This is a genomic window from Saccharothrix obliqua (genome assembly GCF_019375475.1).
GTDB lineage: Bacteria > Actinomycetota > Actinomycetes > Mycobacteriales > Pseudonocardiaceae > Actinosynnema > Actinosynnema obliqua.
On sequence record NZ_JAHXGQ010000011.1, the window covers coordinates 175,401 to 201,174 of the forward strand.

General features: G+C 72.0%; 20 protein-coding genes and 1 pseudogene. 8 read left to right on the plus strand and 13 right to left on the minus strand.

Annotated elements, in window-relative coordinates:
* The first annotated feature begins 10 nt into the window (after positions 1-10).
* Both KZQ38_RS29335 and KZQ38_RS29340 read left to right on the plus strand, forming a co-directional pair.
* Positions 11-586, plus strand: coding sequence for a GNAT family N-acetyltransferase (locus tag KZQ38_RS29335; RefSeq protein WP_219446501.1), 576 nt, complete (start codon positions 11-13; stop codon positions 584-586).
* Positions 565-1,212, plus strand: a complete 648-nt coding sequence (locus KZQ38_RS29340; RefSeq protein ID WP_219446502.1) for a histone deacetylase — start codon at positions 565-567, stop codon at positions 1,210-1,212. Before KZQ38_RS29335 ends, KZQ38_RS29340 begins: the two co-directional genes overlap by 22 nt.
* 129 nt (positions 1,213-1,341) lie before the next feature.
* Here KZQ38_RS29340 and KZQ38_RS29345 read toward each other — a convergent pair whose 3' ends face one another.
* The 4 genes from KZQ38_RS29345 to KZQ38_RS29360 are packed head-to-tail and all read right to left on the minus strand — an operon-like array spanning position 1,342 to position 6,171.
* Complete coding sequence (locus tag KZQ38_RS29345; protein WP_219446504.1) at positions 1,342-2,382, minus strand: GDSL-type esterase/lipase family protein; 1,041 nt, start codon at positions 2,380-2,382, stop codon at positions 1,342-1,344.
* Positions 2,383-2,388: 6 nt separating this feature from the next.
* Positions 2,389-3,027: an ABC transporter ATP-binding protein gene (locus KZQ38_RS29350; protein WP_219446506.1), complete on the minus strand. Its 639-nt coding sequence runs from the start codon at positions 3,025-3,027 to the stop codon at positions 2,389-2,391.
* Positions 3,024-3,722, minus strand: coding sequence for an ABC transporter ATP-binding protein (locus KZQ38_RS29355; protein WP_219446508.1), 699 nt, complete (start codon positions 3,720-3,722; stop codon positions 3,024-3,026). The genes KZQ38_RS29350 and KZQ38_RS29355 overlap by 4 nt, the downstream gene beginning before the upstream one ends.
* Positions 3,715-6,171: an ABC transporter permease gene (locus KZQ38_RS29360; RefSeq protein ID WP_219446510.1), complete on the minus strand. Its 2,457-nt coding sequence runs from the start codon at positions 6,169-6,171 to the stop codon at positions 3,715-3,717. Before KZQ38_RS29360 ends, KZQ38_RS29355 begins: the two co-directional genes overlap by 8 nt.
* 203 nt (positions 6,172-6,374) lie before the next feature.
* Between KZQ38_RS29360 and KZQ38_RS29365 the strand changes: the two genes are divergently transcribed.
* Positions 6,375-7,889 carry a chitinase gene (locus KZQ38_RS29365; RefSeq protein ID WP_219446511.1) on the plus strand — a complete coding sequence of 505 codons (1,515 nt, stop codon included), beginning with the start codon at positions 6,375-6,377 and terminating at the stop codon, positions 7,887-7,889.
* A 132-nt stretch (positions 7,890-8,021) separates the two neighbouring features.
* Here KZQ38_RS29365 and KZQ38_RS29370 read toward each other — a convergent pair whose 3' ends face one another.
* Complete coding sequence (locus KZQ38_RS29370) at positions 8,022-9,512, minus strand: DUF262 domain-containing protein (RefSeq protein WP_219446512.1); 1,491 nt, start codon at positions 9,510-9,512, stop codon at positions 8,022-8,024.
* Between the two features lie 155 nt (positions 9,513-9,667).
* Positions 9,668-10,597 (minus strand): XRE family transcriptional regulator, encoded by a 930-nt coding sequence (locus KZQ38_RS29375; protein ID WP_219446513.1) that lies wholly within the window; start codon positions 10,595-10,597, stop codon positions 9,668-9,670.
* Positions 10,598-10,786: 189 nt separating this feature from the next.
* Between KZQ38_RS29375 and KZQ38_RS36610 the strand changes: the two are divergent.
* Positions 10,787-11,494: pseudogene (locus KZQ38_RS36610) on the plus strand (AfsR/SARP family transcriptional regulator); the annotation flags it as partial.
* An 11-nt stretch (positions 11,495-11,505) separates the two neighbouring features.
* On the opposite strand, the gene KZQ38_RS29380 reads toward KZQ38_RS36610, so the two are convergent.
* Positions 11,506-12,567, minus strand: coding sequence for a right-handed parallel beta-helix repeat-containing protein (locus KZQ38_RS29380; protein ID WP_219446514.1), 1,062 nt, complete (start codon positions 12,565-12,567; stop codon positions 11,506-11,508).
* 421 nt (positions 12,568-12,988) lie between these two features.
* A complete protein-coding gene (locus KZQ38_RS29385; RefSeq protein ID WP_219446515.1) occupies positions 12,989-13,864 on the minus strand; it encodes an SIS domain-containing protein in 876 nt (291 codons plus the stop codon).
* A gap of 150 nt (positions 13,865-14,014) precedes the next feature.
* On the opposite strand from KZQ38_RS29385, the gene KZQ38_RS29390 reads away from it, so the two are divergent.
* Together KZQ38_RS29390 and KZQ38_RS29395 are read left to right on the plus strand one after the other, a co-directional pair.
* Positions 14,015-15,370 (plus strand): Gfo/Idh/MocA family protein, encoded by a 1,356-nt coding sequence (locus KZQ38_RS29390; RefSeq protein WP_219446516.1) that lies wholly within the window; start codon positions 14,015-14,017, stop codon positions 15,368-15,370.
* Between the two features lie 41 nt (positions 15,371-15,411).
* Positions 15,412-16,218, plus strand: a complete 807-nt coding sequence (locus KZQ38_RS29395; protein ID WP_219446517.1) for a hypothetical protein — start codon at positions 15,412-15,414, stop codon at positions 16,216-16,218.
* A 3-nt stretch (positions 16,219-16,221) separates the two neighbouring features.
* Here KZQ38_RS29395 and KZQ38_RS29400 read toward each other — a convergent pair whose 3' ends face one another.
* Positions 16,222-16,842, minus strand: coding sequence for an L-threonylcarbamoyladenylate synthase (locus KZQ38_RS29400; RefSeq protein ID WP_219446522.1), 621 nt, complete (start codon positions 16,840-16,842; stop codon positions 16,222-16,224).
* 54 nt (positions 16,843-16,896) lie between these two features.
* On the minus strand, positions 16,897-17,859 hold the full coding sequence (locus KZQ38_RS29405) for a helix-turn-helix transcriptional regulator (protein ID WP_219446524.1): 963 nt from the start codon (positions 17,857-17,859) through the stop codon (positions 16,897-16,899).
* A 247-nt stretch (positions 17,860-18,106) separates the two neighbouring features.
* On the opposite strand from KZQ38_RS29405, the gene KZQ38_RS29410 reads away from it, so the two are divergent.
* Entirely contained in the window at positions 18,107-19,930 is a 1,824-nt protein-coding gene (locus KZQ38_RS29410; RefSeq protein ID WP_219446526.1) for a S8 family peptidase, read from the plus strand.
* Positions 19,931-20,049: 119 nt separating this feature from the next.
* Here KZQ38_RS29410 and KZQ38_RS29415 read toward each other — a convergent pair whose 3' ends face one another.
* Positions 20,050-21,093: an SGNH/GDSL hydrolase family protein gene (locus KZQ38_RS29415; RefSeq protein WP_219446528.1), complete on the minus strand. Its 1,044-nt coding sequence runs from the start codon at positions 21,091-21,093 to the stop codon at positions 20,050-20,052.
* A 188-nt stretch (positions 21,094-21,281) separates the two neighbouring features.
* On the opposite strand from KZQ38_RS29415, the gene KZQ38_RS29420 reads away from it, so the two are divergent.
* Positions 21,282-21,767: a gluconokinase gene (locus tag KZQ38_RS29420; protein ID WP_308258651.1), complete on the plus strand. Its 486-nt coding sequence runs from the start codon at positions 21,282-21,284 to the stop codon at positions 21,765-21,767.
* A 36-nt stretch (positions 21,768-21,803) separates the two neighbouring features.
* On the opposite strand, the gene KZQ38_RS29425 is transcribed toward KZQ38_RS29420, so the two are convergent.
* Positions 21,804-22,949: a glycosyltransferase gene (locus KZQ38_RS29425; RefSeq protein ID WP_219446530.1), complete on the minus strand. Its 1,146-nt coding sequence runs from the start codon at positions 22,947-22,949 to the stop codon at positions 21,804-21,806.
* 231 nt (positions 22,950-23,180) lie between these two features.
* The gene (locus KZQ38_RS29430) at positions 23,181-24,161 is read right to left on the minus strand and encodes a helix-turn-helix domain-containing protein (protein WP_219446532.1); all 981 of its coding nucleotides are present in this window, start codon (positions 24,159-24,161) and stop codon (positions 23,181-23,183) included.
* Between the last annotated feature and the right edge of the window lie 1,613 nt (positions 24,162-25,774).

Sequence of the window (25,774 nt, forward strand, 5' to 3'; positions counted from 1 at the left end):
ATTGGGACAGGTGACCAAACCCTCCTACCCGATCCGCACCGAACGCCTGCTGCTGCGCCCGTTCACCGCGGGCGACCAAGCGGTCCTGTACTCGTGGCAGTCCCGGGAAGACGTGATGCGTTACCTGTACGGCGGGCCGAAGACGCCGGAGGAGAGCGCGGAGAGCCTGGCGCGGAAGTTGGCGGTCACGTGGCCGGAGAAGGAGGGGGAGCACCTGTCGCTGGCCGTCGAGCGGGACGGGGTCGTGATCGGCGAGACCGTTCTCAAGTGGCTGCACGAGGAGTTCCGGCAGGGCGAGATCGGTTACGTGCTGCACCCCGACCACCACGGTCGCGGTTACGCCACCGAGGCGTCGCGGGCGATGCTGGCGCTGGGTTTCGACAACCTGGGCCTGCACCGCATCGTGGCGTCGTGCGACGCGTTCAACGAACCGTCTTGGCGCGTGATGGAACGCCTTGGGATGCGCCGCGAAGCCCACTTCCGCCACAACGAGGTGTTCAAGGGTTCGTGGGGCGAGGAGTTCATCTACGCCATCCTTGAAGACGAGTGGCGGGCGGGTGATCGGTGGACCGGGTCTGGTACGTGAGCTACGGGTCGAACATGCGCTCGGCGCGGTTCGACTGCTACCTGGCCGGCGGGACGCCGGAGGGCGCCGCGCGCGGCTACCCGGGTTGTCGGGACGGGAGCCCGCCGGTCGCGGTGCGCGGACTGCGGGTGCCGGGCGGCGTGTACTTCGCGACCTGGTCGCCGGTGTGGGGTGGTGGCCGGGCGTTCCTCGACACCGATCTCCCGGGCGAGGCGGCGGTGCGTGCTTACTTGATCACGGCCGAGCAGTTCGCGGATGTCGCGGAGCAGGAGATGTACCGGGAACCCGGACCGTCGCTGGACCTGGCGGCCGTGATCGCCGCGGGTCGCGTGCGGCGTGGGCCGGGCCGGTACGAGACTCTGCTGCACCTGGGCGATTTCGACGGGTTCCCGGCGCTGACGTTCACCGCGCCGTGGCGGGCCGGGGATGTCGAGCACACGCGCCCGTCCGGCCCGTACCTGGTGATGCTGCGGGAGGGGCTGCGAGAGGCACACGGCTGGAGCACCGCCGAGGCGGCCGAGTACCTGGCCGCCCGCACCGACTTCTGGAGCGCGGAGGAGATCGCGGAACTGCGGGTGACGCCGCAGCCGGGAGACCCGGACGAGAACCACCCCACCCCGCGGTAGGGGCAGTAGGGTGACCGGGCAGGGACCGCCTTCCCCGCGCCGGCGGGGGTGGCCCAAGGTCCAGCGCGACCGCCACGCCGTGCGTCACCTCGTCCCCGCGCCGGCGGGGGTGGCCCCGATCCCCGAGCGCTAGTCGCCGTCCGGCACGGGCCGGAGGTCGCCGTCGTCGCCGGCCACGCACGACGCGGAACGGGCCGACGTGGCCAGGAACTCCGACATGCACCGGCCGAACTGCTCGTGGCCCCGGGCGTTGGGGTGGAACGACTCCTGGAGCGCGTGACGGGCGCGGGCCTCGTCGCGCAGGCCGTCGAAGTCGACCGTGAGGCGGGTGAACCACTCGCGGTCCGGGTTCCGCCCACCCGCGCACGCCTCGCGCCCCTCACCCGCCCGCGACAGGTCGAGGAACCGCGCGCCGACCGCCGACGCCGCCTCCCGCAGACCCGCCGACAGCTCGCCGACCGCCTTCTCCCGCACCCACCGCAGATCACCGGTGCGCAGCGGGCAACCGGACAGGTTCTGGAGGTCGAACGGCAGGTCCGGCCCGACCGGCGCGGCGTAGGACTGGAGGACCAGGGTGTAGGAGCGGGGCGTGTAGCCCTCGTCCCGCAGGACCCGCTGGACGTCGCGCAGCGCGCTCACCACCTTCGGCACCATGCGGTCCACGCGGTCACGCCACTCGTCGCCCATCGCGCGCGAGCAGTCCGCGCGGTCGAACCACGCACGCAGGCACGCGCCGAGCACGTCGCCGAACCGCGGGTCGTCGTTCGCGCCGACCGCGACCAGCACGGTCGTCACGCGGTGCGCACGAGCGATCTCCGCCAGCCGCGCGGCCTGCGAGCCCTCGTTGTTGCGCACCTGGTCGGTGAGCCCGACCTGCTCGGCGTTCGCGCCCGAGCAGGCGAGGTTGAACACCTTCTCGACACCCGCGACCGCCGTCTTGCGCACGGACGCGTGCTCCGAGCGGTGGCACCAGTTGTCGTTCTCGCCGTCGGTGCCCGGCTCGTAGGAACCCGCGCCCTCGCCGGACATCGTGCTGTCACCCAGCGCGACCAACGCCGTCGGCGCGTCCGGCGGCGGACCACCCGGACCCCGCAGCGGGCTGTCCGCGACCACCAGCAGGAGCGCCAGCAGCGGGAGTACGAGGACGAGGGCGACGAGTCGGCGGGACATCGCCGCTCATCCTACGGACACGCGCCCGTCCGAGAGGATCACCGTCCGGTCCGCAGCCCGGTGCACCTCGTCGTGGTGGGTCGCGATCAGCACGGCGGTGCCCGCGTCGGCGGCCCGCCGCAGCACGCGCACCGCCACCGGACCGCTCACGCTGTCCAGGTGCGCGGTGGGCTCGTCGGCCAGCAGCACCTTCGGCGACGCGATCACGGCCCGCGCGAGCGCCGCACGCTGCTGCTGCCCGAACGACACCTCGCCCGGGTACCGGTCGGCGAGCGCGCCGATGCCCAGCTCGGTCAGCAGCCCGGCCACCGGACCCGCGTCCCGGCCGGTCAACCGCAGCGGCAGCGCCACGTTCTCCGCCAGCGTCAGCTCGCTCGCCAGGCCGAGGGCCTGCGGCAGCAGGGCGCACACCGCCCACGTGGGCGGCTCGGTCAGCACCTCGCCGCACAGCTCCACCGTGCCCTCGTCCGCCCGGTCGAACCCGGACAGCACGGTGAGCAGCGCGCTCTTGCCCGACCCGGACGGGCCCGACAACGTCACCAGCTCGCCCGCCGCCACCTCCAGGTCGACGCCGCGCAGCACCTGCACCGGGCCACCCGCGTGCGCGAAGGACCGCTTGACCCCGACCGCCCGCAACGCCGTCATGCCGCCAACGCCCCGTTCCGCAAGTCGTACCTGGTGTCCGCCAACGCGATCAGGCGCGGGTCGTGCGAGGCGACGACGACCGGCACGGCACGCCGCGCGAGGTCGGCCAACGTCTCCAGCACGAGGTCGGCCGACCTGCTGTCGAGCTGCGAGGTCGGCTCGTCGGCGAGCACGACGGACGCGCCGCGCGCCAACGCGCAGCCGAACGCGAGCCGCTGCTGCTGGCCGCCGGACAGGGCGTTGACCTTCCAGGCCGCCGTGCCGGGCAGGCCGAGCTGGTCGAGCAGCTCGTCCGGCGTGGTGGTGCGACCCGCCGCCTGCGCGGCGGCACGCAGGTTGTCGCCGACGGTCAGGTGCGCCACCAGGTTGTCGGCGGGGTTCTGGAAGACCAGCGCGATCTCGGTGCGCCGCAACGCCCGCCGCGCCCCGGACGACAGCCGCGCGGTGCCCGTGCCCCGCAGTTCCACCCCGCCGCGGGTGGGCCGCTCCACCAGGCTCAGCACGCGCAGCAGCGTGGACTTGCCCGAGCCGGACGGCCCCGCGAGCACCGTGATGCCGTGCGCGGGCACGTCCAACGACACCTCCGACACGGCGGTCACCACGCCGGCGGGTGTGCGGTACTCGACGCCCACCCCGTGCAGGCGCAACACGTGCTCGGCCACGGCCGGTTCCCCTCCGTCGAACGGCTCAGCCACGGATCAGCTCCCCGATCCGGGCGGTCCGCACCGCGCGGACGGCGATCCACGCGGCCACCAGCACCACCAGCGCGCTGCCCACCACCGTGGCGGTGAACAGCGGCGCCATGTTCGGCACCTCGGTGCCGGGCGCCAGGCGTGGCGCGGGATCCAGCCGGGGCACGGCGATCCGGCTGCCCGCCGTGCTCGCCGCCAACCCGACCACGACCGCCGCCACGGCGAGCGCGCCCAGCTCCAGCAGGTGACTGGACAGCAGCGCCGCCGGGCGCAGGCCCATCCGCGTGCTGAACGCGCCGGACACCGCGTTCTGCCGCCGCCGCACCTCGATCGCGAGCAGCAACGCGATGGCCGCCACCACGGCGAGCACCACGCCGACGGCGGTGACGAAGCCGAACGTCCACTGGATGGTGAGGAAAGGCAGGCCGGACACCGCCTTGGTCCGCTCGATGGAGTTGCGGTAGCGGATGTCGTGCGCGGCCAGCGCGGTGGTCAGCTCGCCCAGCGGCTTCGCCGACCACACGTACCAGGAACCCACCCCGTCCTCGTCCGGCACCTGGTCGATCGGCACCACCCAGCCGGCGGTGCCGAGCTTGGGGAACGACGGGAGGTGCGCCCGCGGGTCGAACCGGGGCAGGCCGGGCATCGACACCTCGCCACGCGGCGCGTCGCCGATCCGCAGCGGTTGCGCCAGCAGGGCCCGGTCGATGTCCTCCCCGTACGCGCCGTCGTTGAACGTGTCCGGGTCGACCACGAGGGCGATGTTCTCCTCGACCTGCGCCATGCCGACGACGGTGGAGTTGCCGCGCAGCTCGGGCGGCAGCTCGACCTTGTCCACCAACCGCACCGTGCTCTCCGCGCCGGTGTAGATGCCGGACTTGTCCGCCAGCGCGGTCTGCTGCGAACCGGCGATGCCGGAGCCGACCGCGATGGTGCCGATGGCGAGCACGCCGACCAGCAGCACGCCGGTCACCGGGCCGGCCGCGGCGGCGAGCCTGCGGATCGCGAGCTGCGCGGCGGGTCGACGCCACAGCGCCGCGCGGTGCGACGCCTTCAACGCCCACCGCGCCAGGCGTGCCGCGAGCAGCGCCGCGGTGAGCACCACCAGCAGCGGGAACGCCAGCGCCGCCGCGTCGATCCGGGGCAGGCCGCCGATCTGCGTCGTGGCGGAGAACCCGCTGTCCCGCACCCGGAACCACGACCACACGGCGAGGCCGGCGGTGACCAGCTCCCACGGCAGGGCCGTCAGCACGCGGCGCGCGCGGCTGCCCGTGGCGGCCTTCTGGAACGCGCGGTGGGCGCGCAGCGCGGTGGTGCTCCAGACGATCACGAGGCTGAGCGCCACGACCACGAGCACGGCCAGCACCGCGTTGCCCGCCGAACCCGGTGGCAGCGCGGTGGACGGCGCGTAGACGGGCAGCAGCAGCCGGGCCGCGACCAGTCCGAGGGCGCCGCCCGCGACCAGCGGCAGCCCGAGTTCCAGCAGCGCGCGCCCGCCGAGGGCGGCCGGTCCCGAGCCGCGCACCCACAGCAGCCACAGCTCGGCGTGCCGCCGCTGCGCCCACTGGGCGGTCACCGTCGCCACGCCGGCGAGCCCGATCAGCAGGCTGATCAACGCCAGCGGCAGGATCGCCGAGCGCACGTTGCCGACCGTCTCGCGGGCGTTGTCCACCGGCAGCGTCAGCGGCGAGTTCACCCGGACGCCCTGCGCCCGGTACTTCTCCAGCCGCGCCGTGCCCGCCGAGACCAGCGCGTCGGCCTCGTCGACGGTTTGCGGCACCGGTCCGGGGAACCGGACGGTCACGCTGGCCTGCGCGGTCACCGCGGGCGGCAGCGCGGCGAACGACTCGGCGGTGGGCATCCACACCACGGCGGTGACCGAGTCCAGGCGCGCGGAGATCGGGTTGGGCACGACGTACTGCCGCTCCGAGCACCACCACGGGTCGAGCGGGTCGCGGACGTCCTCGTAGACCGCGGTGACCGGGGGCAGCACGCCGCCCATGCCGCGCTTGCCGAGCTGGAGGTCCGTGGTGACGGCGATGCTCTTGGGCACCCACAGGCCGTCCTTGCCGCCGCCCTCCAGGACCTTCAGGTGGTCGGTGGCGCCCGGCCGGTAGCCGAACTTGGCGTACGTGGGCCTGCCGCCGAAGTCGGTGCGCGCCTCCGCGGTGTAGAAGGCGGGCAGCATCGGCTGGTCGCCGAGCGTGCTCTTGAGGTCGTCCAGCGCGGACAGCACCTGGGCGTGCCGGATCTTGCTCTCCAGGTTGGGCCGCAAGGACTCGGCGCACAGCCGGTCCGCGTGGTAGGCGATGGCGGCGCTGCCGGAGGCGCCGGAGTGCAGCACCGCGGCGGCCACGACGAAGCTCAGCAGCAACGCGGTCACCAGGCTGACGAGCAGCGTCAGGGGGCTCGACAGCGCCGCGCGCGGTGCGGCTCTCCACGGGATCTGCACCCTGTGAACGGTAACCCGCCGAGGGTGATCACCGGGGTGTTTTCCCTACCTTCGTAGGGAGCGCCTTCGGTGCTTTTACGCAGCGTAGCGGCATGATCACGCACTTCGCGGTGGTGGCGGAGCGCGGGCGACCCTTGACACGCGGTGATGTGGTCTAGTCCAATTTCCCCCACCTGGAGGCCGCCACCGCTAGGAGGAAGACGATGTCGTCGCGCAGAGTCCTGTTCGCCAGGGTGGCGGCGGTGGGTTCGCTCGTGGCCGCCGCCGTGGCCGTCGGGTTCACACCGGCGTACGCCGCCACGCCCACGGCCACGTTCACCAAGACCCAGTCCTGGGATGCCGGCTACACCGGGCAGTTCACGGTCCGCAACGACACCGGGTCGGCCCTCACCGGCTGGAAGGTCGAGTTCGACATGCCGACGGGGACGTCGGTCGGCGCCTACTGGGACGCGCTCCAGACCAACTCCGGCGGGCGCTACACGTTCACCAACCGCAACTACAACGGCAACGTCGCGCCCGGCGCGTCGGTGACGTTCGGCTTCAACGCCTCCGGCACCGGCGTGCCGACCAACTGCAAGCTCAACGACGCCCCGTGCACCGGTGGGCCGACGCTGACCACGTCCACCACCACGACGACCACGACCACCACTACCACTACGACGACGACCACCACGACGACGACCACGACCACGAACCCGCCCACCGGCCTGCCCAAGCGCGTCCTGGTCGGCTACCTGCACGCCAGCTTCGCCAACGGCTCCGGCTACACGCGGATGAAGGACGTCTCGCCGGACTGGGACGTCATCAACCTGTCGTTCGCCGAGCCGACCTCCGCCACGTCCGGCGAGCTGCGGTTCCAGCAGTGCCCGGTGGCCGAGTGCCCGAACGTCGAGTCCGAGGCCGAGTTCATCGCCGGCATCCGCGAGAAGCAGGCGCAGGGCAAGAAGGTCCTGATCTCCATCGGCGGCCAGAACGGCCAGGTGCAGCTCACCACCACGGCCGCGCGCGACGCGTTCGTCCGCAGCGCCTCCGCCATCATCGACCGGTACGGCCTGGACGGCCTGGACGTCGACTTCGAGGGTCACTCGCTGTCCTTGAGCGCCAACGACACCGACTTCCGCAACCCGACCACCCCGGTCGTGGTGAACCTGATCTCCGCGCTGAAGTCCCTGAAGGCCAAGTACGGCAACAAGTTCGTGCTCACCATGGCCCCGGAGACGTTCTTCGTCCAGCTCGGCTACCAGTTCTACGGCGGCGGCTCCGGCCAGGACCCGCGGGCCGGCGCGTACCTGCCGGTCATCCACGCCATGCGGGACGACCTGACGCTGCTGCACGTGCAGCACTACAACTCCGGCCCGATCATGGGCACCGACAACCAGTACCACACCATGGGCGGCGCGGACTTCCACGTGGCGATGGCGGACATGGTGCTGGCCGGTTTCCCGGTGCGCGGCGACGCGAACAAGTTCTTCCCGGGCCTTCGGCAGGACCAGGTCGCGATCGGCCTGCCGGCGAGCGTCAACGCGGGCAACGGCTTCACGTCGGTCGCGGACGTCCACAAGGCCCTGGGCTGCCTGATGAAGGGCGCGAACTGCGGCCCGTACAAGCCGAAGCAGACCTACCCCGACCTGCGCGGCCTGATGACGTGGTCGATCAACTGGGACAAGTACAACAACTTCGAGTTCTCCAAGTCCCACCGCGCCTACCTGCCCCGGTGACGCCCGGACGCCGGCGCGCACACCGCGCGCCGGCGTCCGCCCCTCCTGCCGGCGGGGCACTCGTCCGGAGCCCGGGTCGAGGTCGGTGACGGGCGCGGAACCCGTTGCCACGCGCTGCGCGGCGCGACCCCTTCACACGGGCGACTTGGCCAGGCTCCGCAGGTCGGCCACGAGCGCGTTGAGCAGGTTGGCCTGCAACGACGAGGAGAACCCGAAGTCGTAGCCCTCCGGGATCGAGTCGCCGGCGTACTTGGCGAAGGTCTCGCCCAGCTTCTTCCGCTTGGCGGCGACGCCCTTGCCGTGGTCCACGTCGTGCTGCAAGTACGTGCGCAGGTTGTTGACGTCCAGGAACGACTGCGGCACCTGGTCGTTCAGCCGCTGGCCGACGCTCTCGCGGAAGACGAAGTAGAGCTTGTCCACCCATGCCTTGTACTCGTCCAGGGAGCTGATCCGCTCGTCCAGCGACGACAGCGTCGCCGCGGTCTTGTTCGTGGCCTTGAAGAGGTCTTCGCCGTGCTTTGCCGCGTACCTCTCGTTCACGGTCTGGACGGTGGTGCGGATCTCCTTGGCGCACCTCTGCACGTCGGTGCGGAGCGCTTCCTCCAGGCCGCTCGACCGGTTCACCACCGAGAAGAAGTCCGGGTGGGCGGCGAAGAGCTTGCGCAGCAGCACCTCGTGCCGCTGGCGGACGCCAGACTTGGTGTTGGCGTTGACCGTGCGCTGGAAGGCCATGTAGTCGTAGTCGGTGGCCGCGGCGCCCAGCTCGACCTGCCGGGCGAGTTCGCCGGAGAACCTCTCGATGAACTCCTTGAGGGTCGGCACCTGGTCGTCCGCCATGCCGGCCTCCTGGAGGTGGCACACGAGCGTGATGATCGACTGGATCATCGACCGCTGCTTCAGCACCGCGCTCTTCTCGGGGAACACCTCGACGAGGAGGTCGAGGGCGGACTTCACGCGGCGCGCGATGGCGGACGAGTGGGAGAAGGCGGTGTTGCTCAGGAACGCGGCGCTGACGTCGTCGAAGCGAATGCCGGAATCAAGCCCCTCGATCTCCAGCACGAGCACCTTGGAGCAGATGTCGAAATAGGCGTGCCGGCGGTCCAGCACCACCGTGGAGGTCTTGAAGAACGGGTGTTCGGACAACTCGACGCAGTAGTCGCGGAGCTTGCTGTGGATGGAGTTCAGCTTCTCGCTGCTGGTCAGCGGGAGACCGGCCTGGAGCCGTTGGAAGAACTCCTTGACCTCCTTCTCGGTGGCGTCGGCGATCACGTCGTACTCGATCTCGTAGTCGTCGAAGGCGTCCGACAGGGAGTCGGCCAGGTCCTTGTACGACTTCGCCCCGAACGCCTCGACGCTCTCCTCGGACAGCTCTAAGACGCCGTCGTAGAACCCCCAGATGGCCGTCAGCCGCTGCTGGCCGTCGACCACCTCGAACGTCTCGGGATCCGACCCCGTCTTCTGGAAGTAGAACTTGGGCAGCTTCCAGCCGCGGAGCACGGAGTCGATCAGCCGCTTCTTCTGGCTGTCGTTCCAGACCCCCTTGCGCTGCCAATCCGGGATTTCGTAGCGATCTCGCCTCTTGTAAATCTTATCGAGCGCGATGCGCTTCGACTGCATATCCATGCGCGGATCCTACCTTTCGGCGCCCGCGACCGGCGGAGAGGGGGCGGCCGGACGATTCACGCGCCCGGCGGCGATGTCCCCCCCGGGTGAGTCGCGGGCACCGGAGAAGCGCATTCCGACAATCCATGAGAGGTGAGGAGACCGCACATTTGCGGTCAGCGGCTCGCGTTGTCCCCGCTCTGGTCCGGCGGCGGGACGGATTCGACGATGAACTCCTGGTCGGCCTGCCCGGTGCACGACGTCTGCGTCAGCTCCGCGCCCGGCGACACCTCCGCCGGCCCGCCCAGCAGCCCGACGCACTTGCCGCTGTGCACGGGGCGCAGCAGGAATCCCCGCGGCACCGGCATGGACACCGGCTCCAGGAGGAAGCGCTGGTGCGCGGCGCCCGTGCAGTCGTCCGGCGCGATCAACGCCTCGTCGCCGAGGTGCGCGCCGTCCACCGCCAGACAGCCCCAACCCTCCGCGGGGTGCCGCCACTTCACCAGGTACACGCCCTCGCCGACGGCCTCCAGGTACGTGTCCGGCACCAGCCCCTCGCACGAGCGCTGCACGGCTAACGGCCGGTCCGTGCGCTGGTTGCGCTCACGCCCCTCGCCCACGCACAACTCCGCGACATGCGCCGGGTGCAGCCGGTACCAGCCGTTGTCCGGCGGGTCCTCCAGCGAACCCGGCCGGATGACCAGCGCCGTGACCGTGGCCGCCACGGCGACCAGCACCGCGACCCCCGCCACCAACGGCCACCAGGCCCGCCCGCGGGCAGGCGGGTCGGCCGGTTCGACGGCCACGGGTTCGGCCGGTTCCATCGCGAGCCGGCGGCGGGCCTCCACCCAGCGCCGGGTGTCGTCCTCGTCCAGCCCGCACGCCCGCGCGTACGCGCTGACCAGTTGCTCGCGGGGGAGCGTGGCGCGACCCAGCATGGTCGCGGTCGTGCTCGACGGCAGCACGTCGCCCGCTGCCCGCGCCTTCCCCTCCAACTGGCGGTAGGTCAAGCCCGACCACAACCGCAGCTGCTTCATCGCGGTGATGAACTCGGCGGCCGTGGTCGCGTCCTCGGGCCGCGGCGGCCCCGCCCGGTGATCTTCCACGCACCACAGCTTGCTCTAGCCGGCTGTCGCCCTCCATCGGCGGTTCGGGCCATGGCACTGCTGCGAGTGCCACGGCGTCGGCGTGACCGGCGTCCCACCCATCGTCGTGACCAGCACGAACAGGTTCGCACAAGTCCGAACGGCGGCGAACGCCCGCACGCCGCTATACCGGGGGTCGGGAGGTGTCACATGACGGTGGAGATCCGGTTGCTGGGCGCGGTGGAGGCGGTCGTGGGTGGTCACCGGGTGGACCTGGGGCACGCTCGGCAGCGGTGCGTCCTGGTGGCGCTCGCGGTCGAGGTGAACCAGCCGGTGAGCTTCGACCGGCTGGTCACGCGGGTGTGGGGCGACTGCCCGCCACGTCGGCCGCGTGCCGCCCTGTACGGCTACCTGTACCGGCTGCGGCAGGCGCTGGCCGACGCGACGGGTGTGGCGCTGGTGCGCCGCACCGGCTGCTACGAACTGGCCGCCGACCCGGACGTGGTGGACCTGCGGCGGTTCGAGCGGCTGCTGGACGCGGGCCGCCGCGCCACGTCCGACGGCGCGCGGCTGGCCGCGTTCGACGAGGCGCTGGTGCTGTGGCGGGGCGAGGCGTTCGCCGGCCTGGACACGCCGTGGCTGGGCGCGGTGCGGGCGGCGGTCGAGCAGCAGCGGTTCCTGGTGGAGTGCGAGCGCACGGACGCCGCGTTGCGCCTGGGGCACGGAGCGCGTGAGCTGGCGGCGCTCACCGCCCGCTCGGCGGCGCACCCGCTGGACGAGCGGGTGGCCGCCCAGCTGGTCCTCGCGCTGCACCGCGCGGGCCGCACCGGCGAGGCGATCGGCCACTACCAGCGGGTGCGGCGGCTGCTCGCCGACGAGCTGGGCACCGATCCCGGCGCGGTGCTGCGGGCGGCCCACCGGGAACTGCTTCAGATCCCGGCGGACAACGACACGCCCGCGCCGACCCGCCGCGGCACCGCCACCCCGGTGACCAGGTTGCCGGTGGACGCCACCACCAGCCGCGGACCCCGGAAGTCGAGACCCACGCCGGAACCGTTGCCGCGCACCGCGTTACCGGTCACCACCAGGTTGCCCACGCCGTAGTTCACGGTGACCTCCAGGAACGTGCCGGAGCCGCCGTTCGCCTTGAACACCCGGTTGCCGCTCACCACGGAGGCCGCTTCGCCCTGCACCGACACCCGGATGCCGGAGGTGCCGAAGTCCTCCAGGTAGTTGTCCGTGACCGAGGAGCCGAACAGGCGTTGCGCCCACAGGGCGACGCCACCCACCCCGTACACGTGGTTGCCGCGGACCAGCCACCCGGCGGCGTTGTCCAGGCCGATGCCGTCCGTGCCGGAGTCCTCGACCCAGTTGTCCAGCAGCTGCCAGTCGGTGACGGAGTTGCCGGTGTCCTCCACGTGCACGCCGCGTGCGCCGGACCCGGCGATGTGGTTGCCCACGATCCGCCCGTTGACCTGCGTGTTCGTCAACGGCGTGCCGTTGGCGGACAGGTTGGTGACGCGCACGCCGTGCCGGGCGGCGCCGAGCACCACGACGTCCTCCACGACCGCCTGCCACGACCGCAGCACCAGCGCGTCGTGCGCGTGCGGGTTGGTGTCGCGCTCGGCGAGCAGCGTCAGCGACCGGAGGGTCACCGGGCCACCGGTCCACGGTACGTCGTCCAGGTAGGAGTCGCTGGCGAGCATGGCGTCCAGGTTCGCGCCGGGCGCCTGCCGCACCACGGTGCCGGAGCGGGACACGCCCCGGTACGTCCGGTCGCTCGCCAGCCGCACGGTGCCGTCGACCAGGCACGTGCCGGTGAGCACGATCTCGTCGCCCGGAGCGCTCGCGGCGGTGGCCGCGTTGATCCGCTCGTCGTCGCCGGTGTCGTTCCGGCACAACAGGTTCGTGCGCCCGCCCGCGTGCGCCGCACCACTGGTCAACACCCCGGCCAGCACCACCGCCAGCACCGGCCACGCGGTTTTCCGCACCGCGACCCCCTTTCACCGGGTGACCACCGTCGGGCGGCGTGCTGCGGAGTAAGTGGGAGCTTTCTCGAATTCCCACGTCACCCCTTCGTGCGCCCGCGTGGCCGGGTGCGCCCGAACGGCCTAGCGTCATGGGCATGACGTCGTTATCGCGCGGGGGTGTGCCGTGGCCGGCTTAATAGTGCGGGGGTGCGCCGGGCCCGCGACGCACCCCGGAACAGTCCACTTGAGACTGTCGGGTGTCCTGGCGCGGGCGCGCCGGGGCGCAGCGGTCCCGGACGGGGACCGCGCCGCCCGCGGCAGCCACCGGGCAGTGGCAGGAGCCGCCGGCGCCGGTCCGCGGGACCGGTCGGCACGCCGGCACGGCGCCGGGCGCGTTCGCGACGGGCCCGGTGCCGGCGTTGGTCCCCACCGCCGACCCGGGTCAGGACAGGATGACCGACCTGGTCAGGTGACGCGGCCGGTCCGGGTCGAGGCCCGCGGTCACCGCCACGTGCACGGCCAGGCGCTGCGCGAGCACCAGGTTCGCCATCGGGTCGAGCCCGGCGGCGACGAACGTGCCGCCGGTCGCGGCCACGTCCTCCGCCAGCCCGGCGGGCGGGGGACCGAGCACCCACGTCACCCGGCCGGGCGCGGTGATGCTGATCGGGCCGTGCCGGTAGTCCATGGCCGGGTAGGACTCGGCCCACGCGCCCGCCGCCTCGCGCATCTTCAACGCCGCCTCGTGGGCGAGGCCGACCGTCCAGCCGCGCCCGAGGAAGGTGAACTGCTCCGCGCCGGTCCAGTCCGGGCGCAGCGGTGCGGCCAGCGCGGTGGCGGCGTCGGCGATCGCGGGCGCCAGGTCCTCGCCGAGCGAGGCGCGCAGCAGGGCGAGCGCGCTGGTGGCGAACCGGGTCTGCAGCACCGACACCTCGTCGGCGAAGTCCAGCACCACCAGCTCGTCCGCCGCGTCGGCGACCGGCGTGCCCGCGTCGGCGGTGACCGCCACCGTCGGCACGTCCACCGATTCCAGCAGGTCCAGCACCTCGGACGTGGTGCCGGAGCGGGTGATCGCGACGACCCGGTCGTAATCGCGCACACCGGGGAACTCCGAGGCGGCGAACGCGTCGGTGACGCCCTGACCGCGGCCCTCGCGCAGCCACGCGTAGGACTGGGCGACGAACCACGACGTGCCGCAGCCGACGGCGGCCACCCGCTCACCGGGGCGCGGCAGGCGTGGCGCGGCCTCGTCGACCAGCGCGGTCGCCCGGCGCCAGCAGTCCGGTTGGGTGGCGATCTCGACCGCGACGTGGGTGCTCACGGGCTCTCCTCCCGGCTGCGCGCGTTCCCGCGCACCGAAACGTACTGCATGACCTCGCGCGCCCGCCCCGGGGTGCGCCGGCCCTTCCTCGCACCGGCCCCGTTGCGGTACTTCAGAGCATCGACCAACGGCGGTGGCGGAGGAGATCCCATGGCGGACGTGTCCCGGCGTTCCCTGTTCGGAGGAGCGATCGCCACCGGCGTCACCCTCGGCGCACCGGCGCAACCGCTCGGCCGGACCTCCATGCTCGACGTGCCGTTCCAACCCACGCGCACCGTCCGAACAGGACTCATCGGGCTCGGCAACCGCGGCGCGTCGATGGTGCCCGGCTGGGCCGCCGTGCCCGGCTGCCTGATCACCGCCGTCTGCGACGTGCGTGCCGACCGGGCGCGGCGCGTCGCCGACCGCCTGGTGGGGGAGGGCAAACCGGCGCCCGCCGTGTTCGGCGGTTCCCCCGACTCGTACCGGGAGTTGCTGGCGCGCACCGACGTCGACGTCGTGTACATCGCGACGCCGTGGGACTTCCACTACGCCCAGAGCCGGGACGCGCTGCTCGCCGGCAAGCACGTCGTCGTGGAACTGCCCATCGCGACCGAACTGCACGAGCTGTGGAGCTTGGTCGACACCTCCGAGCGCACCCGCAAGCACCTGATGCTGGCCGAGAACTGCTGTTACGGCAACAACGAACTGGCCATGCTGCGCATGTCCCACGCGGGCGTGTTCGGCGAGGTCACCAACGGCCACGGCGGCTACCTGCACGACCTGCGCGCCCTGCTGTTCGACGACGACTACTACACCGACGACTGGCGCAGGTCGTGGCACACCCGCAGCAGGGCCAGCTTCTACCACATGCACGGCCTCGGTCCGGTGGCCGCGGCGATGGACATCAACCGCGGCGACCGCCTCACCACGGTCTCCGCCACGTCCACCCCGGCGCGGGGCCTCGCCGACTACCGCGAGCGGTTCGTGCCGCGCGACCACCGGTCGTGGCGGGAGACCTACGTCAACGGCGACCTCGTCACCTGCCACATCGGCACGGCCAAGGGCTATCAAATCCGCACCGAGCACGACGTGAGCACACCGCGGCCGTACAGCCGGATCAACAGCATCGCGGGCACGCGCGGCATCTTCGAGGACTACGCGGGTACGCCGTCCGGCGCACGCGTGTACTTCGAACCGGCGCACGACAACCACGGCTGGCGGGATTTCGCACCGTTCCGCGAGGAGCACAAGCACTGGCTGTGGCGGAAGTTCCCGGTGCCGGTCGGCGGCCACGACGGCATGGACTGGATCATGCAGTGGCGCACCGTGCAGCTCATGCGCCGCGGCCTGACGCCCGACATCGACGTCTACGACTCGGCGGCGTGGTGCGCGCCGATCCCGTTGAGCGCCCGTTCGCTCGACGCGGGCGGCCGGGCCGTGCCGGTGCCGGACTTCACCCGCGGCGACTGGTCGCGCCCGCGAGCCGGCCTCGACTCGGTGGAGACCGACATGCCCGGCGACTGACGGGAGGACGTGACCGATCCGGCGGGGACAGGAGGCGGGGCTTGACCACGACCAACCGGCACAACGCCGATCCGCTGCGCTCGTTGCCGCTGCTCGTCGCGGGGTTCGCCGTGGTGGTGGCGGTGGTGCTGGCGTTCCTCGCACCCGACGACGGCACCGTCTACCGCGTCACCACCGGGCAGTTCACCGCTTACGGACCCCACTGCGAGGCGGAGGGCACGATCACCCGCTGCACCGTGCCGGTGGGGCAGCGGACGCTCGTGGTCAGCACCGACGTCGGACCGGCGGGCGACGAAGCGGGCTGCACGGCCGCGTTCGCCGGCCAACCGGTGGCCTGCACCCGCGACCGCGCCTTGAACAACGTGTTCACCCACGCCCTGCGGGTCAGCGGCCTGTCGGTGCCGGAGGAGGACGCGCGGGAGGTCCGCGCCGCGCAGCCGTGGTGGGCGGGCGTGGACGACAAGGGCGTGACGTTCGGCCTGCTGTGGCTGGTGTTCGGGGCGAGCGCGGGCGCGGCGGGCGCGACGTGGTTGTTGTCCCGCAAGCGCCTCGCCCCGGAACGGGACCGCCGCGCGCGCCTGGCGTTCGTCGCCGTCGCGGCGGTGCTGCCGGTGGTGGCGGCGTGCGCGTTGCTGAACCCGGCGTCGTACACCGGTTTCCTCGGTCCCGCCGTCGTGCTGGCACCGGCGGTGCTGTCGCTGTTGGGCTGGCAGTGGCTGCTCGGCGGCGGCATCACCGGGCGGCTGCGGCAGCGGGTCGGGTTGACCGCGGTCGCGTTCGGCGTCACTGCGGCCTACAGCACCGGCACCGTGATGTGGTTGTCGTTCATGACCGGGCTGGTCGCCTGACGCCTACTCGAAGCGCGCCGGGTCGCCCGCGCCGCGGCGCACGACCTCCGGCTCACCGGCGGAGAAGTCCACGACGGTCGTCGGCTCGGTGCCGCACTCGCCCGAGTCGAGGACCGCGTCCACCTCGTTGTCCAGGCGGTCCTTGATCTCCCAGCCCTGCACCAGCGGCTCGTCCTGGTCGGGCAGCAGCAGCGTGCTGGACAGCAGCGGCTCGCCCAGCTCGTGCAGCAGCGCCTGCGCCACCGGGTGATCGGGGATGCGCGCGCCGACGGTCTTCTTCTTCGGGTGCAGCAGGCGGCGCGGCACCTCGCGGGTCGCGGGCAGGATGAACGTGTACTGGCCCGGTGTCGCCGCCTTGATCGCGCGGAACACCGCGTTGTCCACGTGGACGAACTGGCCGAGCTGGGCGAAGTCCCGGCACATCAACGTGAAGTGGTGGCGGTCGTCGAGGTGCCGGATGCGGCGGATGCGGTCCAGCCCGTCCTTGTTGCCCAACTGGCAGCCCAACGCGTAGCAGGAGTCCGTCGGGTAGGCGATCAAACCGTCCGACCTGATCAGCTGCACCGCCGCGTCGATGCTGCGGCGCTGCGGGTTCACCGGGTGCACGTCGAAGTACCTCGCCATGCGCGGAGCCTAGTGGCCGCGTTCGGGGTGCGCGCGGGCGGCGTGCCGCGTGGCCTAGATCCAGCCCTTCCGCGCCGCCAGCAGCCCGGCCTGGAACCGCGACTGCGCGCCCAGCTCGGCCATCAGCTCGGTGACCCGGCGGCCGACCGTCCGCTCCGTCACGCCGAGCGCCCGCGCGATCGACCGGTCCTTCATCCCGGACCCGAGCAGCGCCAGCAGCTCACCGTCACGCGCGGACAGCACCGGCCGCTCGGCGGCGGGCTCCGGCAGCACCGGCGTGGCGCGGCCCCACATCTCCTCGAAGCAGCACACCAGCACGTCGATCAACGCGGACTCGCGCACCAGCAGCCGCACCGCCGGGTCCGGCTCCTGGTACGACGCGGGCATCAGGGCCGTGTGCCGGTCCACGATCAGCATCTTCATGGACGCGTCCGGCAGCAGCCGCGCCTGCTCGCCCGCCTCCACGCAGCGGCGCATGTTGGCCACGTGCAGCGGTGTCGACAACGAGTCGGCCGAATACACGAACCGGTACTCCACCCCGCCGGCGAGCTGCGTGATCTCGAAGTCGTTCGGGTTCCACTGCCCGCCCAGGTACGGCGGGGCGTCCACCGCCAGCACCTCCTTGCGGGCCTGCGCCTGGAGCCGGGTGACCGACGCGATCACCGCGTCCTCGCCCTCCACCAGCTCCACCGGCGACCCGGCCCGGGGCGGCCCGGCACGCAACCGCTGCGCCAGCTCCTCGGCCCGCACCTGCATCCGGGCCAGGTCACCCCGCCGCCGCTGGATCAACGCGGCCAGCGCCTCGTCCGGCGCGACGATCAGGTAGGTGGCGGGCGCGTAGCCGAGCTGGTGCACCAGGCCCGAGGCGACCAGCGTCGCCAGCGACGAGCGGACGTCGGCGGCCGATTCGCCCACGTGCTCGGCCAGTTCCACCGCCGTGGCGCGGCGCAGCTCCATCAGGGCGAGGTAGACGTCGTTGTCCCGCCGACCCAACCCGACCGGTTCCAACAGGAACATCAACACCTCGCAGGCGAACGTGCGGCGAAGGTATGGCCGCGCCCGCGACGCGTCAAGGGGCCGGACGACGGGTGTCGGCGGACCCCGGACATTGTCGGGAACCGGACAGCCCGGCCGATGGAACCGGACCGCAACTGTACGGAAGTCTCTTGTCTGGTCCGGCGGACCCGGCCAGAACACCGCTCGTCCCCGCCCCGGCACCGCGGCCGTCGAGGCCGGCCGGGTGGCCCTGCACCGAGGAGCAGTGATGAGACATCGAACCACGGGGCGGCTCGCCGCCCTGGGCGCGGTCGCGGCCACCGCGGTCGCCGTGATCGCGTTACCGGGTACCGCCGGTGCGGCCCAGGAAGGGCCGATCGTCGCGGAGGGCGCGCCGAACGCGCTCCCCGACAGCTACATCGTCGTGCTGAAGGACAACGGGCTCGACCGCGCCGCCGTGGGCGACGCGGTGAACGCGCTCGCGAGCCGCTACGGCGGCCGGGTGGGCTTCACCTACCGCGCGGCGCTGAAAGGCTTCTCCACCACCATGTCGGCACGGCAGGCCAAGCGCCTCGCCGCCGATCCCGCCGTGGCGTTCGTCGAGCAGGACCGCGCGGTCGGGCTGCTGACCGACCAGCTCAACCCGCCGTCGTGGGGACTGGACCGGATCGACCAGGACTCCCTGCCGCTGAACCAGAAGTACAGCTACTCGACGGACGCGGCGACCGTCAACGCGTACGTCATCGACACCGGCATCAACTACAGCCACACGGATTTCGGCGGTCGCGCGAAGCCCGGCTTCGACGCGTTCTCCGACGGCCGCGACGGCAAGGACTGCCACGGCCACGGCACGCACGTGTCCGGCACGGTCGGCGGTGACACGTTCGGCGTCGCGAAGCGGGTCAAGCTGACCGCCGTGCGGGTGCTCAACTGCCAGGGCAGCGGCTCGGTGTCCACGGAAGCCGCGGGCGTCGACTGGGTGACCGCCAACGCCGTGCGGCCCGCCGTCGCCAACATGAGCCTCTACACCGGCACGGCGAACGAGCCCAGCCGCGTGCTGGACGACGCCGTGCGCGCGTCCATCCGGGCGGGCATCACGTACGTCGTGGCCGCCGGGAACTTCAACGACGACTCCTGCAAGTATTCGCCGCAGCGGGTCACCGAGACGATCAACGTCGCGGCGTCGGCGAACACCGACGCCCGTGCCTCGTTCTCCAGCTACGGCACGTGCAGCGACCTGTTCGCACCCGGCCAGAACATCGTTTCCGCGTCGTACTCGAACAACACCGGCTCGGCGACGATGAGCGGCACCTCCATGGCCTCGCCGCACGTGGCGGGCGCGGTGGCGTTGTACCTGGCGGACAACCCGGCGAAGACGCCCGCGGAGGTGCACAGCGCGATCACCGCGGCGGCGACCCCGGGCAAGATCACCAACCCCGGTGCCGGCACCCCGAACCGGCTGCTGCGGGTGAACGCGGTGGGCGCGGTCGCGGTGACGAACCCCGGCACGCAGAGCACGCCCGTCGGTGGCGCGGCGAACCTCCGGATCACCGCGACCGGCGGCACCGCGCCGTACACGTGGTCGGCGACCGGGTTGCCGCCCGGCCTGTCGATCGGTCCGTCGAACGGCCTGGTCACCGGCACCGCCACCACGGCGGGCACGTACTCGGTGACGGTCACGGCCACCGCGTCGGCGGGCGGTGCGGGCAGCACCACGTTCGGCTGGGCGGTCACCGCCGTCACGTGCGCGCCGCAGACCAACGGGACCGCCGTGGCGATCCCCGACGCGGGTGCGGCCGTGACCAGCGCGGTGACGTTCACCGACTGCACCGGCAACGCGTCGGCGACCAGCAAGGTGGAGGTGCACGTCAAGCACAGCTACCGCGGTGACGTGGAGATCGACCTGATCGCACCGGACGGCACGCCGTACCGGCTGAAGAACTCCAACGGCGCGGACAGCGCGGACAACATCGACACCACCTACACGGCGGACCTGGCGGCGGAAACGCGCAACGGCACGTGGCGGCTCAGCGTGCGGGACGTGGCGCGGGCCGACGCGGGCACGCTCGACAGCTGGACCCTGACGCTCTAGCGCCGGCGCGGGCATCCCGGCAGAGCCTCCGCCGGGGGTGGGGCCCGCGATCCGATGGCCGCGGTGAGCGTCCTCACGCCTCCGCCACCCCGCCGTCCCGACGGGGTGGCGGAGGCATTTCAGGATTCGAGCAGGGCGATGCGGATGGCGCGTTCGACGTGCAGGGCGGTGTTGGCGTGGCCGCGGGCGTTGGGGTGGACCAGGGTGGCGTGCTTGCCCGCGGGGCACGGGACGGCCATCCCGCCGGGGATCGTCAGCTCGGTGGGCCAGAAGTCCTCCGCGTCGCCGCAGATGCCCTCGACCCACTTGCTCTCCGCCGCCTGGCAGGCGTCGTGGCCGACGCTGGAGGAGTGGACGTCGACGTACCGGTCCCCGAAGAAGTCGGTGACCGTCTTGATGGTCTGGTTGAGCCGGTCGAGGACGCCGCGCAGCCAGTCGACGTCGCTGTGCCGGATCGTCAGCAGCTTCGTCCAGTCCCCGAGGGTGCAGTCCGCGGCGTTCTCGGGCAGCACGGCGGGGTAGCCGACGGTGATCACCTTCGCCTTCGGGGCGGCCTGGTGGACCTCCACCAGCATCCCGATGTACTCGTCCTGGACGCGGGCCAGCTTGGCGTCGATGCCCTCTTCGCCGTCCGGCGGGTTCTCGTAGTGCTCCTGGCACGTCCGGGGCGCCGAGCCGTGCTGGACGCAGGTGGCGAGCATCCCGGTGAAGGGCAGGCTGTTGCCGCCCACCCCGATGGTGACCACGTCGGTCTCCCCGTCGAGCCCGGCCCGCTTCACCTGCGTGTCCACCTCCGGCCACCCGGCGGCAGGCGGGTCGACCGGGCTGACCGGCCGCTGCCGGTCCTTGGCGATGTGGCGGATCTCCGCGCCACCGCAGCCGACGTCGGTCAGGCGCACCGGCTTGCCCGGCGGGAACTCGGCCAGTTCCCGGTTGACCAGGTCGGGGTAGGAGTTGGCGGTGCGGTCGCACCCGTCCCGGTCCGCCGAGCCCAGCGGCGGTGTCGGTGCGCCGATGAACACCCCGGCGGTGTAGGAGTCGCCCAAAGCGGCCCACCGCAGCTCCTCCTGGGCGGTGGCGGTGGCGGACGGCACCGCCCATGCCGCTGACGCGGCGCAGACGACGGACAGGCCGGCGACCAGCCGGCGGGTGAGGTCACGCATGGTCATCTCCGAATCGCGTTGCGTCGGGGCAGGGTCGCCGGGACGTCCCCGGCGCTCCCCGACCGCACCACCACTTCCGCACCACCGCCCGCCGACGTCGCGGAGTCCCCACTCCCAGGTGAGCAGGCTGTCATTGACCCGCGCGGCCGTACGGTCGAGGCTGTGCGGCACGAGGAAGGGAGCGTGCGGTGCCGCAGCCGATCGTGGTCATGGGCGTGTCGGGGTCGGGCAAGACCACGACGGGCAAGGCGCTCGCCCGTCGGCTCGACGTGCCGTTCGCCGACGCCGACGACTTCCACCCACCTGCCAACATCGCCAAGATGGCCGCCGGCGTGCCGCTGGACGACACCGACCGCGCGCCGTGGCTGCGCGCCATCGGCGACTGGCTCGCCGCCCACCCCGACGGCGGCGTGGTGACCTGCTCGGCGCTCAAGCGCGTGTTCCGGGACGGGCTGCGCGCCGCCGCGCCCGGTGTCCGGTTCGTGCACCTCGCGGGCGACCCGGAGGTGGTCCGGCGGCGGGTCGCCCGGCGCAGCGGCCACTTCATGCCGGCCTCCCTGGTCGACTCCCAGTACGCCGACCTGGAACCGCTCGGACCCGACGAGCCCGGCGTCGTGCTGGACCTGGACCAGCCCGTGCCCGCCCTGGTCGAAGCCGCCGCCGACGCGACCTGACGCACGCGGGCACGGCGTGCCCGCGTGCGCCGGTGGTCAGCCCGCGTAGTCGGACAGGCGCGCGGCGACGTCGGCCGGCGACGGCATGGCGGCGACCTCGGCGGCCATGGCGCGGCCGGCGGCCCGGACCTCCTCGTCGGCCAGCAGCGCACGTGCCTGCTCGGCCACGGTCCCGGCCGTCACCTCATCGCCCCGCAGCTGCCTGCCCAGGCCGTGCTCGGCCACCACGGCGGCGTTGCTGTACTGGTCCGCCCCCTGCGGCAGGACGAGTTGCGGCACACCCACGCCGAACCCGCCCATGGTCGTGCCACTGCCGCCGTGGTGCACCAACAGGTCCACGTGCGGCATCAGCTCGGCCTGCGGCACCCACGGCAGCACGGTGACGTTCTCCGGCACGCCCGCCAGCGCGTCCACCTCCACGGACGGCCCGGCGGCCACGAGCACCCGCGCGCCCTTCACGGTCGCGAGACCGTCGATGGCCGCCCGCAGCACGCGCGCGTCACCGAACGCGGTGCCCAGGGTGAGGTAGATCAGCGGCTGCTCGTGCGCCGTCACCCAGGACGGCAACTCGCCCGGCTCGGAGAACGGCACCGGCCGCAGCGGGATCGTGTCGTGCTCGGCCAGGAACTGCTTGTTCTGCACCGAAGGCGGGCACACGTCGATGAACGGGTTGCCCAGGCCGGCGGGGTTCGACGCGGGCAGCTCGATCCCCAGCTCCTCCGCCAGCGGCAGCTTCGCCGTGGGGTCGATCGGCATGTGCTCGGGCTCCCACATCCGGCCGAAGCCGTGGCACAGCGCGGGGATGCCGGCCACGCGCGCGGCGATACCCGCGCCCGGGGCGCCGATCTCGTGCACCACCAGGTCCGGCCGCCAGTCGGCGAGCAACGCGGTGGTGTCGTCGTAGATGCGGCGGGGGAGAACCGTGCCGAACAGCTCGACGATGACGTCCGGCGTCACGTCGGTGGGCGTCGTGTCGGGATCGCCGCCGAGCGTCTCGATGAACGCCTGGCGGATGGCGAGCCCGGTGGTGAAGTGCCGGATGCCGTGCCGTTCGACGGCGGGGGCGAAGTCGGCGGAGGTCCCGAAGACGACGTCGTCCCCCCGCTCCCGCGCCGCGATCGCGAGCGGGAGTAACGGGTAGGTGTGCCCGTGCGAGCCGAGGCTCGAAAAGAGGATCTTCACCAGCTTGATCGTACCCACTTTTTCGACACCGGGTGAATTCCGGCATTCCGCTGTGGACAGTGTCCGCCGGGGTCCGGACCAGCGCATCCGGAGCGGACTCCGGTTGTGCGCGCAGGTCAAGGAGAGGAAGAACACGTCCGCGCGACCGGCGCGTGCTCGGATGTGCGGCGCCCGGTCGAGCACCAGCACGACCGCCGTCGAGGTCAACCTGCGCCACGTGCTTGTCCCGCTTCAGTCGGTGTCAAGGCTCCGCACATGACTCGCGATGCGGTAACTGCTGGGCGATACACCTGTCTCGCGGCGGAAGGTGCGGCTGAACTCGGCGGCGCGTGCGAAGCCCCAGTGCGTGGCGATGGCGGAGATGGTCAGGTGTCGTAGGTTCGGGTCGGCGAGGTCGCGCCGGCAGCGGTCGAGGCGGCGAGTTCGGATGTACGCGCTGACACCGGTGTCGTGGTGCTGCTGGAAAATCCGGTGCAGATAGCGCACGGAGATGTGGTGGACCGCGGCGATGGCCGCGGGTCCGAGGTCCGGTTCGTGCAGGTTCTGGTCGATGAACGACGTGATGCGCAGGTACAGCACGTGCGTCGGGGAGATCGGCGGCGGGGTGTCGTCATCGAGGTAGTGCGCCAGCACGGCGCTCGTCAGGTCGACCGCGGTGTGCCCCAGGCGGAGCGCGTCGCGTTCGGTCCAGTCGGCCCTGTCGGCCAGCGTGACCAGGAATTGGGTGAGCAGGCGGCAGATGCCGCTCGTCGCCGACAGGGGAACCGCGAGCAGTCGGGCTACTCGCGCCTCCGGTAACGGCAGCAGGCGCTTGGGCAACTGCAAGATCACCGACTCGGCCGCCGGGGGCGTGCTGTCGACGAACGCGTCGAGGGGGCGCGAACTGTCGTACACCACCAACTCGCCGGGGTGTATGAGATCGCGCGTGCGGTTCTGCTCGATCCCCTGCCGACCGGTGCGGATGAGGCCGACCTGGTACTGCTCCGGGTCCGACCGCCGAATCAGCCTGGGCGTCCGGCGAGAGGAAAGCGACGCGTACGAAACCGCCGAGACTTGCGCTATTCCCAATGACATGGCGTCGAGTCGAGCGGTGAACGCGGATGGCTCCGGTATGTGGAGTTCCGTGGCCACCAATGCGGCCCCGGTGACGTGCCGCCAGGCTTCCACCCGCTCGTGACCAGGCACTACAGCGCTGTCGAACACGTTCCGCATAACTTCCCCGATCCCGCTCCGCCCGAGGCGAGGGTCCCACGCCGTGCTGAAAGGCGGTAGACGCTGAATGCGTAGAGCAGTGCGCTCATCGCTAAGGCGCATGTGTTGTCGCGTTGTGGAATCGATCCCGACCTCCTGGGGGAGAAGGACTCGTGTGAACCATTCCTGGGAGCGGCTCGCATGGAAAAGTCCCGGATCATCGCCCTGGCGATCGCGACGCCGGCCGCCGGCCTTGATCGCGTCCGCCACACCCGCGTCCGCCGTTGGTGAGGCCGTTTAGCGTGGCGGCGGAGGCGGCTGCGACGATCGTCGCGCGTCACACCGATATGGCGGTAGCCGCGAGGTGGAAGCAGAGCTGAAACCACCCTGCTGGCGCTGGAAGACCTGAACCTGTGGCGTCAGGTCCGCTACCCGCGGGGACCATCCCCGCTGGCGCGGGGAAGACTGAGCGACCGCGCCGATCTTGCGGACGTAGAGCGGACCATTCCCGCTGGCGCGGGAAGACGCGACAGCACCACCCGGCCGGGCTCCAGCATCGGGACCATCCCCGCTGGCGCGGGGAAGACCGGCACGGGCGGCGCGTTCCACAGGGACGACACGGACCATCCCCGCTGGCGCGGGGAAGACGTGTTGGACAACGCCCGGTTCGACCGGGCGACCGGACCATCCCCGCTGGCGCGGGGAAGACGGCGAACGCCGCCGTCCACCGGTGGGCCACCTGGGGCCCATCCCCGCTGGCGCGGGAAGACGGATGGGTACTCGTACCGGGCTGGGTCACGAACGGACCATCCCCGCTGGCGCGGGGAAGACGGGTTCTGCGCGGGCAAGGCGATGGGCGAGAAGGGACCATCCCCGCTGGCGCGGGGAAGACTCTTGTTGACCTGCGACATTACATCGGGGTGGGGAGGTTTTCATTCGGTTCACCTTGGTCTCGTTACGAGTCATCAATGCCGTTGCTTGGCGGGGTGGGCGACGAGTGGGTGCAGGGAAGGCGTCGGTATCCGACAACACCGGCGTCCAGGGTTGCTGGTCCGTCGAAGCGTCGTGGTGGCCAACGTGGTGCCATGCCCAGGGTCGTGATCGACCCGTTGCTCTCCCGTCGACTTCGGCGTGGAGTCCGCCACGGGTCGGCAGCGGCGAGTTGCCCATGCCGAGCAGAGCAGTGGTCCGCATGGCCGCAGACTGATCGAGGTGTTCCCTACCAGCCGCCACGCGGTCACCCATGACGTCAGGTGGGGACGGCAGCGGCGTACTCCCGCCGTGGGCGCGGGGCCGCGGGTTGCGCCGCCCGAGGTCGGGCCAGCACGGTGGTCAAACCTCTGCTCACCGTGGCGCTCCGGGTGCGACCGACGACACCGACCCATGGCGGTATCGGACCGCACTCGCTTCAGCCGTGATTGTGCAACGCCCCTACGAAGGAACTGCAAGTACGAACCGCACCAAGCCATCGGTCGCCTCGGCTACGTTTACCTGTCTCTCCAACGTTGCGCACGAAGTCGTCATGCCCACCCCGGCCTTCGAGCCGTGGCAACGCCGCGACCTGCCACCCCCGCCAGCCGACCACCTTCGCCAACAGCTACGACGTGCCCGATACCCGCCACAGCGTCGGCTTC